Below are 13,988 nucleotides of genomic sequence, written 5' to 3'. Positions count from 1 at the left end.
ATGAGTTTAAAGTCATTCGAAGATTTAGAATGCTGGAAAGCAGCACGAGAATTAAGAATCTTTGTTTCTCAAAATATTCTTCCGAAATTTCCAATTGACGAAAAATATGCCTTAACAAGTCAGCTTAAACGATCTTCTAGATCTGTTAGTGATAATATTGCCGAAGGTTTTGGAAGATATCATTATCAAGAAAACATTCAATTTTGCAGAATTGCCAGAGGTTCGTTGACCGAAGCTTTAAATCAGATGATTACTGCTTTAGATGAAAGTTATATTGAAGAAGATTTGTTGCAAGAATTTAGAGAACGGTTTGAAAGAACCAAAGCAATATTAAATGGATATATAAATTATTTAGCTAAGACAAAAATGGAATAGTAACCCTATAACGTTTAACTCTTAACTTATAACCCATAACAAATTATGAAACTTACATTAAAAATATGGCGTCAAAAAAACGCCCAGGATAAAGGGAAAATGGTCGATTATAAAATCGACGGAATCGAACCTGATATGTCATTCCTTGAAATGCTTGACGTATTTAACGAACAGCAAATTAACAATGGTGAAGAACCAGTAGCTTTTGACCACGATTGTCGTGAGGGAATTTGCGGAATGTGTTCTTTATTCATTAATGGAGAAGCTCACGGACCAGACAGAGGAGTAACTACTTGTCAGTTACACATGCGTATGTTTAAAGATGGTGATACAATCACAATCGAGCCATTCCGTGCAGCTGCTTTCCCGGTTGTAAAAGACTTAGTGGTTGACAGAAGTTCTTTTGACAGAATTCAACACGCAGGAGGATTTATCTCAGTAAATACTTCAGGAAATACTATCGATGCTAATACCATTCCGGTAAACAAAAATGATGCTGATAAGGCTTTTGATGCGGCTACTTGTATTGGATGTGGAGCTTGTGTAGCTACTTGTAAAAACTCTTCAGCAATGTTATTCGTTGCTGCCAAAGTTTCTCAGTTTGCATTATTACCACAAGGTCAGGTTGAAGCGGTGGATCGTGTATTGAACATGGTAAGCCAAATGGATGATGAAGGATTTGGTAACTGTACTAACACTGGAGCTTGTGAAGTAGAATGTCCAAAAGGAATTTCTCTTGAAAACATTGCTCGTATGAACAGAGAGTACATGTCAGCAAGTATCAAAGGATAATAATTTCTCAATTATATTACAAAAGCGCATTCATTGATTTGAATGCGCTTTTTTTGTTGGAACAAACTTTCCGTATCTTTGTGAAACAACTTTTTTGTTATGAAAATAGCCTTAATCCAATCTGATTTAATTTGGGAAAACCCAAAAGCCAATAGAATTTTTTTCGAAGAAAAAATCAATGGAATTGATAACTCTGTTGATTTAATTGTACTTCCTGAAATGTTTTCTACAGGCTTTACCATGAATCCTGCTGCTGTGGCTGAAACCATGCAAGGTGAAATGGTGTTGTGGATGCAATCTTTGGCGAAAGCCAAAAATACAGCGATTACTGGGAGTTTGGTTATAAAAGAATTAGGGAATTTTTATAATCGAATGCTGTTTGTTTTTCCTTCGGGCGAAATTCAGTTTTATGATAAAAAACATCTGTTTACATTGGCAGGAGAAGATAAAGTCTATACGGCAGGCAATCAAAAATTAATTGTGGATTATCTGGGTTGGAAAATTTGCCCGATGGTTTGTTATGATTTGCGTTTTCCGGTGTTTTCCCGAAATGTAGAAAACTACGATTTGTTGTTGTATGTGGCGAGCTGGCCTGAAAAAAGAGTTGCCGCCTGGGATGCATTATTAAAAGCGCGTGCTATTGAAAATATGAGTTATGTTGCAGCTGTAAACCGGGTAGGAATTGATTGGAATGAACACCAGTATTCCGGACATTCTCAATTGTTGGACAGCCTTGGTAATTATATAATAAAGCCACAAGAAACAGAGGCTGTTTTTGTGGCTGTTTTAGATAAAGATCAATTAATTGAAACGCGAAAAAGATTTGGTTTCTTAAACGATAAAGATTCTTTTCAATTAACCTAATTTGATTTTTTCTTCTTTTTAGGGTCTGTTTTCGGAGGAGGTGTATAAGGAATACTCAAGTCAAAAACCTGTTCCACATCCCAGTTTGCCCTGACATCTATTTCTCCCGAAAAATAAATTACTTCTTCGGCATATTTTTGCTCCATGAAGTTTCCGGGATCATATTGTTTGTTTTTATTATCATCATAAATAGCCCGTAAGGTGAATTGTGCCGGATCAAGAAGTGTGAAATCTATTGTAGCATCTTTTTCGATGTATTGGCTGGCAACAACTTCACCGCTTGATTTTAGCAACTCCACAATAACGGGAAACGATTTTATTTTTTCCAGTTTTAATTTCAAATTTCCGTATTGTTCGAGTTCTTTAGTACTCATCTGGAAATTAAGCGTGTCATTAGTCTGCTCAAATAAATCAGTTAAAGCGCCAGGAAGCAGGTCTAAAATGTATTTTTTAGCAGGCTCTTTTTTGAAATCAAAAAATAGCTTCTGATTGAATTCATCGTAAATCGTGGTGAATTTTACTGCTGTCGAATCTCCATCGATTAATTTCATTTTCGACTCGTCGAATTTTACTAATGGTGTCGAAGATTCAATTCCTAAAAGATCCTGAAAACTTACTGCAGCAACAGAATTAATAGTTAAAGTATCTTTTTTATTGCTTCTTGTTTTTAATGAGAATGCTTTGTTGTATTCGTTTAGCGAAACTTCTACTTTTAAAGAATCGGTTTTAATGGGTTTGTACCAAATTTGGAGCGAATCTTTTTTAGGCATCTTTGTAATGATACTCGTTAGAATTTCATTATTGTGTTTTAAAGTGATTTTAGGTTTCGAATTAGCTTCTGGTTTTTTTCCTTCGTAGCCCATCAATAATCTATTTCCTGTTTCCTGAGTAGGTTTAAATGCTTTAAAAGGAGTGATTTCCTGAAACAATTCTAATTCGTACAAAGTGTCATTTGGAATCGTAATAAACTCCTTGATAAAACCTATTTTTTCGGTTTTTGGATCAAATTTATTATTGTTGTTTAAATCCTTCAAAGCGATCAGGCGGTATTTGCCTGCTTTTAAATTTTCTAAACTAAAAGTTTTTAAACTATCTAATGTATTAGTAATATATGTTGGTCCTGGAATTTTTTTGTCAGGATCTTTTTGGGAATAAACTACAGAGTCATTGTAAGCATCGTTAACTTCATAAAGCATAACCGAAATAAATGATTCCGGTTCTTTTTCGTAAGCATATTTTACTTTTCCGCCTATCGCTAATGAATCGATATAAGTACCCGTTGAAAACACATATTTAAACTGATTTAGCGGATTTCCTTCGTTATTATCAGTTATACTTTGCCCAAAATTAAAACTGTAGGTGGTATTGGGCTGCAGCGTATCTTTTATTTTTATAGTAATCGTTTTGCTGGCAGTTGTAGGGATAATTAGTGGTTCGTTTTTCATAGGTGGCGAAATCACTAATTGTTTTCGAATGTTTTTTAGAATCACTATTTCATCAAATTCTAATTTGATTTGTTTTTCTTTAAAATTGGTACTAAAATTTTCAGGAAAACTCGTTCTTAAACTTGGAGCAATGGTGTCTTTTAGTCCGCCGGTAATACTACCTCTTTTGGCACAACTAATAAGTAAAATCACGAATAAAAATAAAATGTATTTTGAAGTGTTTTTCAACATCATTATCATAGAAATTTAATTCCACAAAATAACGATTATATTTTCGCTAAGCGAAATTTTTTAGCGAATTATTAGGACACTTTAAATCGTGTACGAGAGGAGTTTTACTTACATTTGTTAGGCTTATTTTAATTAATCATTTTTGAAAAAAGATTTCTTTTACCTGATATTATTTTTGTTTTTGGTTTCCTGTAGTCAAAAAGAAAAGCCTGCTGTTTCTTTTTATTACTGGAAAACTAATTTTTCTTTGTCAACATCAGAAAAAGAAACTATTAAAAACAATGCAGTTCAAAAAATCTATATTCGGTATTTTGATATCGATTTACATCCAAAAACTGAAGAAGCTATTCCGTTAAGTCCTATTCATTTTCCTGAAAAACCAAACGTAAACGAAATTGTTCCTGTAGTTTTTATTAAAAATAAAGTATTGCTTAAAGAGAATTTGGATGTAGAAAAATTGGCAAAACAAACCTTTGATTTTGTAAATTTAATCAATACTAAAAACGGACTTTCCTGCAAAGAAATTCAAATTGATTGCGACTGGACGCTGAGTAGTAAGGCAAATTATTTGCGGTTTATGGAATCTTTTAAGCGAATGTCAACTAAGAAATTATCGGCAACTATTCGTTTGCATCAAATTAAATATTTCGAAAAAACAGCTATTCCTAATGTCGATTCGGGAGTTTTGATGTATTACAATATGGGGACTATTGGTGTCAATACTTCAAATTCAATATACGATCGCGAAATTGCGCAGCGTTATATTAAAAGTTTAAAAAAATATCCGTTAACTTTAAATTTTGCTTTGCCTATTTATTCCTGGGGAATTCACATTCGGGATAATAAAGTAATAGGATTGCGAAGTAAAATGAGTGTTTTAGACTTGAAAAAGGACAAGAAATTTGCTTTAGATGGCGATGCTAATTTTGTTGTTACAACTTCTAATTATCGAAATGGAACTTTTTATAAAAAAGGAGATCAGCTAAAAATTGAGGCTATTTCGAAAAATGATTTAAAAGAAATGGCAGCCGATTTAAGCGAAAATGCAGCAACACAACCTAAAGAAATTATCTTTTACGACTTAGACGAATTCAATATAAAAAATTATGAAAAAACTATTTTTGAGCAAGTTGTTTCTTGTTTTTAGTTCGGTTTTATTACTGGCTTACAGTGTAATTTATGCTTGTGGTGGTGGCGACTGGTTTGAAGACTGGTACTATAATTCTAATTTTACTCCTGAAATTTTCGTTGATAAATCCTATTCGCCTTTGTTTTTATCGGGCGAGGTTTTTTACAAAATAGGTTTTGATACCGAACATAATTCCCGTTTTAATGATGAAATTACCGCCGATTGGGAAAAATACCTGAGTGGTAGTATGAATGCTGAAACTGTAAAGTTTTTTTTGGTAGATCAAAGTGTTAAAGATATAGAAGAATTAAATGCATTTTATGTTTCTAAAAAAGAAAATGAAAGTTCGAAAAAATGGACTAAAATTTTTAATCTAAAAGATAAAAGAAACAAAGCTTTTTTGAATTTTCTATTTTTGGCTAAACAAGTCGAAAAAGCATCTGTAGGAGAAGAATATTGGGGTTATGATCCTGTACAGGTTAAAGTTTTTTCAGATTCGAAAACGCTAACTGCATTAGAAAAAGAATATAAAACAACTTCTGATAGTTTCCTGAAAAACCGTTATTGGTTTCAAACTTTAAAAGCTTATTTCTATAATGCTAATAAAGAAAAAACAATTGATTTTTTTACAAAAACAGAAGCTTCTGTTCCTAAAAATACTTTGTATTATCGTGCATTGAGTTATGTTGCCGGATTGTATCACAAAGAAAAAGAATATGCAAAATCTAATTATTTGTACAGTCAGGTTTTTGATCATTGTCCGGCAATGCGGGTTGTGGCGGCTTACAGTTTTCATCCGCAAGACGAATCCGACTGGAATCAATCTTTAGCTTTGGCAAAAACGAATAAGGAAAAAGCGGCACTCTGGGCTATTCATGGTTATTATAAAGATGAAGAAACGGCAATTGCTAAAATTTTCGAATTAGATCCTTCAAGTGAACATCTTAATTATTTATTGACCAGATTGATTAATAATCAGGAAAATAAGACGGAGCTGAATTACAAAGACAAATCGGTTGCTGAAAATAAGAAATTACAAAAAGCCAAATTAGATCAGTCGACTTTTAATTTGGTGACAAAAATTGCAGCTTCAAATGCTACCAATGAGCCGTATTTATGGAATATTGCTTTGGGATATTTGCAAACATTAAACGGAAATTATGCTAAAGCAGATGAAATTTATGATGTTGTTGAAGCTAAATTGCCAAAAACTGAATTGGCTTCAAATCAATTACGATTGCTGCGTTTTGTAAATAATTTGAATAAAATAACATTAATCAATCCGGCTTCCGAAAAAACAATTTTGAAAGATTTGAATTGGCTGTATAATGAATTACCAAAGAAAAATCTGGAAGATTTTCGTTATTATAATGCTTCAAACTGGAGTAAAACCTATTTGTCATCTTTGTATAAAGCGCAAAAAAAGGTGGTTATGACCGAGTTGTTTTCACATACAAATTATGATTATACAGGAAAAGAAAATTCTTTTTACGATAATTCACAAAATTTGCAGGCTATGAAAGATTTTCTTTTGAAATCGGATAAAACCGAGATGGAAAAAATAGCACAAAGTGTCTATGGTTTAAAATTAAGAGATATTAGTGTTTTTCAGGCGGTAAAAGCAACATTTGCCAATAAAATTCCTGAAGCAATTGTTTTCATGAAAGAAACAGATAGTTTACAAAATCAAGTTTTGTTAGGGAATCCGTTTAATGGAAATATAAAAGATTGTCATGATTGTGAACATGCGGCTTATCAAAAAAGAAAGTTTACGCAACTGCAATTTTTGACTTTAATTCAGGAAATGCAGGATAAAGTGACTAAAAATGAAGATCTTTATAATAATAATTTGTTGTTAGGAAATGCATTTTATAATATCTCTCATTTTGGAAATGCGCGAACATTTTATGAAGTTAATATTCTTGGTTACGGTTCGAGTCCAACATATTTTAGAGAATCGATTAAAAGAATGATTGTGGATTGTTCTGTGTCAAAAATGTATTATCAAAAAGCGTTAGCAGCTGCAGTTACAAAAGAACAAAAAGCAAAATGTATCTATTTGTTAGCAAAATGCGAACGCAATGATTTTTATAATGAACGCTATTATTTTAAAAATAAAGATTATTGGGAATTTTATGGTGATAAACTGAATTTCCTGGCTTGGAACGGATTCCAGCTTTTGAAAAATGAATATTCAGATACTAAATATTATCAGGACGTAATCAGAGAATGCGGTTATTTTAACAGCTATATCAATCAATAGAAAAATCGAATAAAATGAAAAAAATCGATCATATAGGTATTGCGGTAAAAGATATAAAAGTTTCGAATGCTTTGTTCGAAAAGCTATTAGGGATTCAGCCTTACAAACAAGAAGAAGTAGGAAGTGAAGATGTCTTGACGTCATTTTTTAAAACTGATACTACAAAAATTGAGCTTTTGGCAGCAACAAATGAAAATAGTGTAATAGCAAAATTTTTAGAAAAAAAAGGAGAGGGAATTCATCATATCGCTTTTGAAGTAGATAATATTGAAGAAGAAATTAAGCGCTTGCAAAATAATGGTTTTGAGGTTTTAAATGAAATTCCTAAAAAGGGTGCTGATAATAAATTAGTTGTTTTTCTGCATCCAAAAAGTACTAACGGTGTTTTGATTGAATTGTGCCAAAGTATAAAATGATTTGATAGTGTTCTAATTATCAGTTTGTTCTTAGTTTGGGTTGTTTTTAATCTTAAAAACTAAGTCAAAAATATTTGGAGCAAACAAAAATTAGTAGTAATATTGCAAACTCTTAACCGGTCCTATAGCTCAGCTGGTTAGAGCACCTGACTCATAATCAGGTGGTCCCTGGTTCGAGCCCAGGTGGGACCACAACTATAAAACCTCTTTAAAATTAACGTTTTAAAGAGGTTTTTTCTTTTGGGTGTATTTGTTAAATGGTATATCTTTGTTTTAATTAAGAGATTTTTTTAAATTCATGAGGAAGATATTGCTTAAATATAGTTTTTTTATTATGTGTTTATTTATAAGCGTAGCGGTATTTTCACAAGTTACTGTTCCTCCCCCAGGTTATCCAGGAGGTGTTCCTCCTCCAGATGGGCAAGATTGTTGTAGGGATTTTGAGGGTGACGATCCGGATAATCCTCCTCAAGCATGGAAAGATTGTATGCTTGATCCTGTAGCTTATTGTACAATACCTATTAATAATTCCAGGTATATTTATATTTCAATGGTAGTTGGTGTTGCGATTGCTTCTTTTGTAATAGTTAAGGCTGTAGAGCGTAAAAATAAAAAAACTCCAATGTAGATTGGAGTTTTTTGTTTCTGTTATCTTAATTCATTGAGTCGGGAAACATATTTTCCTATTACGTCAAATTCCAGATTAATTTTAGACCCAACTTCAAAATCTTTAAAATTAGTGTGTTCGTGCGTGTAAGGGATAATTGCTACGCTGAATTGATTTTTCTTCGAATTTACAACTGTTAAACTTACTCCGTTTACGGTGATAGAGCCTTTTTCTATTGTTATGTTATTTAATTTGTCATCATATTCAAAGGTGTAGAGCCAGCTTCCGTTAGTTTCCTGAATTGAAATACAGGTTCCTGTTTGATCCACATGACCCTGAACAATATGGCCGTCAAGGCGATCGCCGAGTTTCATGGCTCTTTCCAGATTGACTAAATTTCCTTCTTTCCATTCGCCTAAATTGGTCTTTTTTATGGTCTCGTCAATGGCGGTTACTGTGTAGGTGTTGTCTTTTATGGCTACTACTGTTAAGCAAATTCCATTGTGAGCTACACTTTGATCTATTTTTAGTTCAGGTGTAATTAAGGAATTTATTGTTACGTTGATATTGTCTTTTTCTTTTTTTATTTCCTGTATGGTGCCAAGGGTTTCTATTATTCCTGTAAACATTCTTGTTTTATTTTACTAAATTTGCAGTTCAAAATTAGCAATAAAAATTTGGGGATATGATTAAAAAAGCAGAAAATATTATCGTAGGAATTTCAATTGGAGATTTAAATGGTATTGGAAGCGAGGTTATTCTAAAAACATTTGAAGATATTCGGATGTTGGAACTATGTACGCCGGTTATTTTTGCTAATGTAAAGATTTTGTCTTTTATAAAGAGAAATCTTGATTCTTCGGTAGCACTTCATGGAATAGATAAATTGGACCAGGTTGTTGTTGGGAAAATTAATGTTCTCAATGTTTGGAAAGAAGGTGTCGATTTGAATTTGGGAACTAATGATGAAAAAGTAGGTGAGTATGCTATTAAATCTTTTGTTGCTGCTACTAAGGCATTAAAAGAAGGTTTGGTAGATGTTTTGGTTACAGCGCCTATTAATAAATACAATATTCAATCGGAAGAGTTTAAGTTTCCTGGGCATACTGATTATTTAGAGCAGGAGTTAGACGGAGATGCTTTGATGTTTATGGTTCAGGATAATTTGAGAGTAGGTTTATTGACGGATCATGTGCCTATTAATGAAGTGGCTTCTCGATTGACAGAGGATTTGATTGTAAAGAAAATAAATACTGTAAAGCATTCTTTAATTCGTGATTTTAGTATCAATAATCCTAAAATTGCTGTTTTAGGTTTGAATCCACATTGTGGTGATGGAGGTGTTATTGGTAAAGAAGATGAAGAGTTGATTAAGCCGGTTTTGAAAAAAATGTTTGATAAAGGAACAATGGTTTTTGGTCCTTTTGCGGCAGATGGTTTTTTTGGAAGCGGGCATTATGAGAAATTTGATGCAATAATAGCGACTTATCATGATCAGGGATTAGTTCCGTTTAAGACTCTGTCCTTTGGAAAAGGAGTTAATTTTACTGCTGGATTGGATAGAATCAGGACTTCGCCGGATCATGGGACGGCTTATGATATTGCTGGGAAAGGAATTGCCGATTTTAATTCGTTTAAAGAAGCGGTGTATTTGGCTTTAGATGTCTATCGTTCAAGGATTCAGTATGAAGAAATGACCGAAAAGCCGCTAAAAGTTAAGGAAAAATAAATGTAAATAAAAAAAGATTAATAAGTTATTGGTTTTATAATAATTTTATATCTTTGCACTCCCGAAGTTAGGGGCAAAATTTTGTTGAAATGAATAGGACAAAAGAATTTTTAATTCCTTTCGTAGGCTTAAAGCTAGGGAAACATCATTTTGAGTATCAAATAAATAATGCGTTCTTTGAGCACTTTGAGTATAATGAATTTCAAAATTCAGATATCAAAGTAGCAGTAGTTTTAGATAAAAAGAGCAATATACTTGAGTTAGAGTTTAAGCACAAAGGAACGGTTAATGTTCCTTGCGACTTAACGGGTGAAGATTTTGATTTGCCAATTAAAGGTAAGATGAAATTAATAGTTCGTTTTGGTGAAGTGTTTAATAATGATAATGAAGAGCTGTTAATTTTGCCTTTTGGCGAATTTGAAATAGATATAGTACAATATATTTATGAGATGATTGTGCTTTCGGTGCCTTTAAAACGAGTTCATCCAGGAGTGAAAGACGGAAGTTTGAAAACAGAAGCTTTGGATAAATTAAAAGAATTGCAGGTTAAGGAAGAGGTTAAAAAAGAAGATAAAGAAGAAAATATTGACCCGCGTTGGGACAAATTAAAGCAACTATTAACGGATAAATAATATAGTAAAATGGCACATCCTAAAAGAAAAACTTCGAAAACAAGAAGAGACAAGAGAAGAACACATTACAAAGCTACAGTAGCACAAATCGCTACTTGTCCTATTACAGGAGAAGCGCATTTATACCATAGAGCTTACTGGCACGAAGGGAAAATGTATTACAGAGGACAAGTGGTTATTGACAAGTCAGAAGCTACTTTTGCTTAATACGTTTTTATAAAAAAATACGAGAACTCTCACATTGTGGGAGTTTTTTGTTATTTATGATTTTCGTTAAATAAGAAGTTTTTAAAGAGAAAGGGTTTAATTTTTTTTGTAATTTTAACCCCTTTTAAACGTTTCCTTCTGTGTGAGACAAAAGGGAAAATATCCGAATAAAATGAATAAAATTACGGCCGCAATTACTGCTGTTGGAGCTTATGTTCCAGATTTTGTGCTTTCGAACCAAGTTCTTGAAACCATGGTTGATACAAACGACGAATGGATTACTTCACGTACAGGAATTAAAGAAAGAAGAATCTTGAAAGATGCTGATAAAGGAACTTCTTACCTAGCCATAAAAGCAGCGGAAGATTTAATTGCTAAAGCCAATGTAGATCCCTCAGAAATTGATTTGGTTTTAATGGCAACAGCCACTCCGGATATGCAGGTTTCGGCAACTGGAGCTTATGTTGCAACTCAAATAGGTGCTGTAAATGCCTTTGCTTATGATTTACAGGCAGCTTGTTCCAGCTTTTTATACGGAATGTCTACAGCTGCAGCCTACATACAATCAGGAAGATATAAAAAAGTATTGCTAATAGGTGCTGATAAAATGTCTTCTATTGTTGATTATACTGACAGAACAACCTGTATCATTTTTGGAGATGGAGCAGGAGCAGTATTATTCGAACCAAATACTGAAGGTTTAGGATTACAGGATGAATATTTAAGAAGTGATGGTGTAGGTCGTGATTTCTTGAAAATTGACGCAGGAGGATCACTTCATCCAACAACGATTCAAACAATAGAAGAGAAAAGACACAGTATTAGACAAGATGGTAAAACAGTATTCAAATATGCAGTGACCAATATGGCTGATGCTAGTGAACAAATCCTGAAAAGAAACAATCTTACTAATGAGGATGTTGACTTTTTGGTGCCACATCAGGCTAATAAACGCATTATTGATGCTACTGCAAGCCGAATGAATCTAGAGGAATCTAAGGTGTTAATGAATATCGAAAGATATGGGAATACAACATCAGCAACTTTACCTTTGGTTTTAAATGATTTCGAGCATTTGTTTAAAAAAGGCGATACTATTATTTTTGCTGCATTTGGAGGAGGATTCACTTGGGGATCTATTTATCTGAAATGGGCATACGACAAAAAATAAATTTAAACTAAAATCACAAATATTATGGATTTAAAAGAAATTCAGAACCTAATCAAATTTGTATCTAATTCTGGTGTTGCCGAGGTAAAATTAGAAATGGATGATGTTAAAATTACCATTAGAACAACATTAGAAAGTAGTGCTCCGGAGCCAACTTATGTACAACAAATACCAGCTCAGGCGCCAGTACAACAAATTGTTGCAACTCCTGCTGCACCAGCCGCTGCCGCACCGGTTGCCGCTGCACCAGCTGCTGAAGATTCTAAATATATCACTATCAAATCGCCAATGATTGGTACTTTCTATAGAAAACCATCTCCAGACAAACCAATGTTTGTTGAAGTAGGAAGTTCTATTGCTAAAGGTGATGTACTTTGTGTGGTTGAAGCAATGAAATTATTTAACGAAATCGAATCTGAAATTTCAGGAAAAATCGTTAAGATTTTAGTTGACGATATGTCTCCGGTAGAATTTGATCAACCGTTATTTTTAGTAGACCCGTCTTAATTATAAATTATGAATTATAAATTATGGAATGATTTAAGTCAATCCTAATTTTAAAAACTCATAACTCATAACTCATAACTCAGAATAGATGTTCAAAAAAATATTAATTGCAAATAGAGGAGAAATTGCACTTCGTGTAATTAGAACGTGCAAGGAAATGGGAATTAAAACAGTTGCCGTTTATTCTACTGCTGATGCAGAAAGTTTGCATGTAAAGTTTGCTGACGAAGCGGTTTGTATAGGACCAGCGCCAAGTAACTTATCCTATTTGAAAATGTCAAATATTATTGCTGCAGCCGAAATTACTAACGCTGATGCAATTCACCCGGGATATGGTTTCCTTTCTGAAAATTCTAAATTTTCAAAAATTTGTCAGGAACATGGTATCAAGTTCATTGGAGCTGCACCTGAAATGATTGACAGAATGGGAGATAAAGCTTCGGCTAAATCAACTATGATTGAGGCTGGTGTTCCTTGTGTTCCTGGTTCAGAAGGGATTTTAGAATCTTTCGAGCAAGCTCAAAAAGTAGCTAAAGAAATAGGATATCCTGTTATGATGAAAGCTACTGCTGGTGGTGGTGGAAAAGGAATGCGTGCTATCTGGAAAGAAGAAGAATTACATAAAGCTTGGGAAAGTGCACGTCAGGAAGCAGCTGCTGCTTTTGGAAATGATGGAATGTACATGGAAAAACTGATTGAAGAGCCACGTCATATCGAAATTCAGGTTGTAGGAGATTCTTATGGAAAAGCATGTCACCTTTCTGAAAGAGACTGTTCTGTTCAAAGGCGTCACCAAAAATTAACTGAAGAAACACCTTCTCCATTTATGACTGACGAATTGCGTCAGAGAATGGGTGAAGCAGCAGTTAAAGCAGCTGAATATATTAAATATGAAGGTGCCGGAACGGTTGAATTCTTAGTAGATAAACACCGTAATTTCTATTTCATGGAAATGAATACACGTATTCAGGTGGAACACCCTATTACTGAGCAGGTAATTGATTACGATTTAATTCGTGAGCAAATTATGGTAGCAGCCGGAATTCCAATTTCAGGAAAAAACTACTTACCAGAATTACACGCTATCGAGGTTCGTATTAATGCCGAAGATCCATATAATGATTTTAGACCTTCACCAGGAAAAATTACTACATTACACATGCCAGGCGGTCATGGAGTGCGTTTAGATACTCACGTATATTCTGGTTATACAATTCCACCAAATTACGATTCGATGATTGCTAAATTAATTACTACTGCTCAATCCCGTGAGGAGGCAATTAGTAAAATGAGAAGAGCATTAGACGAATTTGTTATTGAAGGAATTAAAACAACAATTCCTTTCCACAGACAATTAATGGATGATCCTCGTTATATTGCAGGAGATTATACAACAGCTTTTATGGATACTTTCAAAATGAACGATCCAGAATAGGTTTTTATAATATATTAGGAAAGCCGTCTCGTTTTTTTTAACGAGACGGCTTTTTTTTATGCTCTAAAATGTGTAAAAAGGTAACACTTTGAGATTGTTTTATACACTTTATACGATATGTGTAATTGAGTTTTATTTTTTAATTATCTGTAAATTAGTTGTTTATGTGTTTTTGGTTTTTTAAA

15 protein-coding genes and 1 tRNA gene are annotated in these 13,988 nt (G+C 33.3%); 14 read left to right on the top strand and 2 right to left on the bottom strand.

Going from position 1 to position 13,988, the window contains the following annotated elements; all coding sequences use genetic code 11:
• The 3 genes from FEM21_RS08580 to FEM21_RS08570 all read left to right on the top strand — a co-directional run bounded on the left by FEM21_RS08580 (window position 1) and on the right by FEM21_RS08570 (window position 2,031).
• A complete protein-coding gene (locus tag FEM21_RS08580) occupies window positions 1-375 on the top strand; it encodes a four helix bundle protein (RefSeq protein WP_035659546.1) in 375 nt (124 codons plus the stop codon).
• 45 nt (window positions 376-420) lie between these two features.
• Window positions 421-1,167, top strand: coding sequence for a succinate dehydrogenase/fumarate reductase iron-sulfur subunit (locus tag FEM21_RS08575; RefSeq protein WP_035659545.1), 747 nt, complete (start codon window positions 421-423; stop codon window positions 1,165-1,167).
• Window positions 1,168-1,266: 99 nt separating this feature from the next.
• Window positions 1,267-2,031, top strand: a complete 765-nt coding sequence (locus tag FEM21_RS08570; protein ID WP_035659544.1) for an amidohydrolase — start codon at window positions 1,267-1,269, stop codon at window positions 2,029-2,031.
• Here the strand turns inward: FEM21_RS08570 and FEM21_RS08565 are convergent.
• A complete protein-coding gene (locus FEM21_RS08565; RefSeq protein WP_316930341.1) occupies window positions 2,028-3,710 on the bottom strand; it encodes an Ig-like domain-containing protein in 1,683 nt (560 codons plus the stop codon). The two genes, FEM21_RS08570 and FEM21_RS08565, sit on opposite strands and share 4 nt — an antisense overlap.
• A gap of 139 nt (window positions 3,711-3,849) precedes the next feature.
• On the opposite strand from FEM21_RS08565, the gene FEM21_RS08560 reads away from it, so the two are divergent.
• From FEM21_RS08560 to FEM21_RS08540, 5 genes are all read left to right on the top strand, one after another.
• Window positions 3,850-4,854, top strand: coding sequence for a hypothetical protein (locus tag FEM21_RS08560; protein WP_035659542.1), 1,005 nt, complete (start codon window positions 3,850-3,852; stop codon window positions 4,852-4,854).
• Window positions 4,814-7,099 (top strand): hypothetical protein, encoded by a 2,286-nt coding sequence (locus tag FEM21_RS08555; protein WP_035659541.1) that lies wholly within the window; start codon window positions 4,814-4,816, stop codon window positions 7,097-7,099. The genes FEM21_RS08560 and FEM21_RS08555 overlap by 41 nt, the downstream gene beginning before the upstream one ends.
• A 14-nt stretch (window positions 7,100-7,113) precedes the next feature.
• Window positions 7,114-7,515: a methylmalonyl-CoA epimerase gene (gene mce, locus FEM21_RS08550; RefSeq protein ID WP_035659539.1), complete on the top strand. Its 402-nt coding sequence runs from the start codon at window positions 7,114-7,116 to the stop codon at window positions 7,513-7,515.
• A gap of 118 nt (window positions 7,516-7,633) precedes the next feature.
• Window positions 7,634-7,707, top strand: a tRNA-Ile gene (locus FEM21_RS08545).
• Window positions 7,708-7,813: 106 nt separating this feature from the next.
• Window positions 7,814-8,143 carry a hypothetical protein gene (locus FEM21_RS08540; RefSeq protein WP_035659537.1) on the top strand — a complete coding sequence of 110 codons (330 nt, stop codon included), beginning with the start codon at window positions 7,814-7,816 and terminating at the stop codon, window positions 8,141-8,143.
• A 20-nt stretch (window positions 8,144-8,163) separates the two neighbouring features.
• Here FEM21_RS08540 and FEM21_RS08535 read toward each other — a convergent pair whose 3' ends face one another.
• Entirely contained in the window at window positions 8,164-8,751 is a 588-nt protein-coding gene (locus tag FEM21_RS08535) for a riboflavin synthase (RefSeq protein ID WP_035659535.1), read from the bottom strand.
• A gap of 56 nt (window positions 8,752-8,807) precedes the next feature.
• Here FEM21_RS08535 and pdxA point away from each other — a divergent pair, with 56 nt between their 5' ends.
• The 6 genes from pdxA (at window position 8,808) to accC (ending at window position 13,803) form a co-directional block, all read left to right on the top strand.
• Window positions 8,808-9,851 (top strand): 4-hydroxythreonine-4-phosphate dehydrogenase PdxA, encoded by a 1,044-nt coding sequence (pdxA, locus tag FEM21_RS08530; protein ID WP_035659533.1) that lies wholly within the window; start codon window positions 8,808-8,810, stop codon window positions 9,849-9,851.
• Between the two features lie 89 nt (window positions 9,852-9,940).
• Window positions 9,941-10,483, top strand: a complete 543-nt coding sequence (locus tag FEM21_RS08525) for a YceD family protein (protein ID WP_035659530.1) — start codon at window positions 9,941-9,943, stop codon at window positions 10,481-10,483.
• A gap of 9 nt (window positions 10,484-10,492) precedes the next feature.
• Window positions 10,493-10,690, top strand: a complete 198-nt coding sequence (rpmF, locus tag FEM21_RS08520; RefSeq protein WP_035659528.1) for a 50S ribosomal protein L32 — start codon at window positions 10,493-10,495, stop codon at window positions 10,688-10,690.
• A gap of 172 nt (window positions 10,691-10,862) precedes the next feature.
• Window positions 10,863-11,861, top strand: coding sequence for a beta-ketoacyl-ACP synthase III (locus tag FEM21_RS08515; protein ID WP_035659751.1), 999 nt, complete (start codon window positions 10,863-10,865; stop codon window positions 11,859-11,861).
• Window positions 11,862-11,885: 24 nt separating this feature from the next.
• On the top strand, window positions 11,886-12,368 hold the full coding sequence (accB, locus tag FEM21_RS08510) for an acetyl-CoA carboxylase biotin carboxyl carrier protein (protein WP_035659527.1): 483 nt from the start codon (window positions 11,886-11,888) through the stop codon (window positions 12,366-12,368).
• Between the two features lie 88 nt (window positions 12,369-12,456).
• Window positions 12,457-13,803, top strand: coding sequence for an acetyl-CoA carboxylase biotin carboxylase subunit (accC, locus tag FEM21_RS08505; RefSeq protein WP_035659526.1), 1,347 nt, complete (start codon window positions 12,457-12,459; stop codon window positions 13,801-13,803).
• The last annotated feature ends 185 nt before the right edge of the window (window positions 13,804-13,988 follow it).

This window comes from Flavobacterium seoulense (genome assembly GCF_000695795.1).
Taxonomy (GTDB): domain Bacteria; phylum Bacteroidota; class Bacteroidia; order Flavobacteriales; family Flavobacteriaceae; genus Flavobacterium; species Flavobacterium seoulense.
The sequence above is the reverse complement of the archived record's forward strand: the minus strand, read 5'-3'. Positions and strand labels throughout refer to the sequence as shown.

Excerpts from the sequence above, each read along its gene's own strand:
- FEM21_RS08580 (WP_035659546.1), top strand. The coding sequence starts at position 1 with ATGAGTTTAAAGTCATTCGAAGATTTAGAATGCTGGAAAGCAGCACGA.
- FEM21_RS08575 (WP_035659545.1), top strand. The coding sequence starts at position 421 with ATGAAACTTACATTAAAAATATGGCGTCAAAAAAACGCCCAGGATAAA.
- FEM21_RS08570 (WP_035659544.1), top strand. The coding sequence starts at position 1,267 with ATGAAAATAGCCTTAATCCAATCTGATTTAATTTGGGAAAACCCAAAA.
- FEM21_RS08565 (WP_316930341.1), bottom strand. The coding sequence starts at position 3,710 with ATGATGTTGAAAAACACTTCAAAATACATTTTATTTTTATTCGTGATT.
- FEM21_RS08555 (WP_035659541.1), top strand. The coding sequence starts at position 4,814 with ATGAAAAAACTATTTTTGAGCAAGTTGTTTCTTGTTTTTAGTTCGGTT.
- mce (WP_035659539.1), top strand. The coding sequence starts at position 7,114 with ATGAAAAAAATCGATCATATAGGTATTGCGGTAAAAGATATAAAAGTT.
- FEM21_RS08540 (WP_035659537.1), top strand. The coding sequence starts at position 7,814 with ATGAGGAAGATATTGCTTAAATATAGTTTTTTTATTATGTGTTTATTT.
- FEM21_RS08535 (WP_035659535.1), bottom strand. The coding sequence starts at position 8,751 with ATGTTTACAGGAATAATAGAAACCCTTGGCACCATACAGGAAATAAAA.
- pdxA (WP_035659533.1), top strand. The coding sequence starts at position 8,808 with ATGATTAAAAAAGCAGAAAATATTATCGTAGGAATTTCAATTGGAGAT.
- FEM21_RS08525 (WP_035659530.1), top strand. The coding sequence starts at position 9,941 with ATGAATAGGACAAAAGAATTTTTAATTCCTTTCGTAGGCTTAAAGCTA.
- rpmF (WP_035659528.1), top strand. The coding sequence starts at position 10,493 with ATGGCACATCCTAAAAGAAAAACTTCGAAAACAAGAAGAGACAAGAGA.
- FEM21_RS08515 (WP_035659751.1), top strand. The coding sequence starts at position 10,863 with ATGAATAAAATTACGGCCGCAATTACTGCTGTTGGAGCTTATGTTCCA.
- accB (WP_035659527.1), top strand. The coding sequence starts at position 11,886 with ATGGATTTAAAAGAAATTCAGAACCTAATCAAATTTGTATCTAATTCT.
- accC (WP_035659526.1), top strand. The coding sequence starts at position 12,457 with ATGTTCAAAAAAATATTAATTGCAAATAGAGGAGAAATTGCACTTCGT.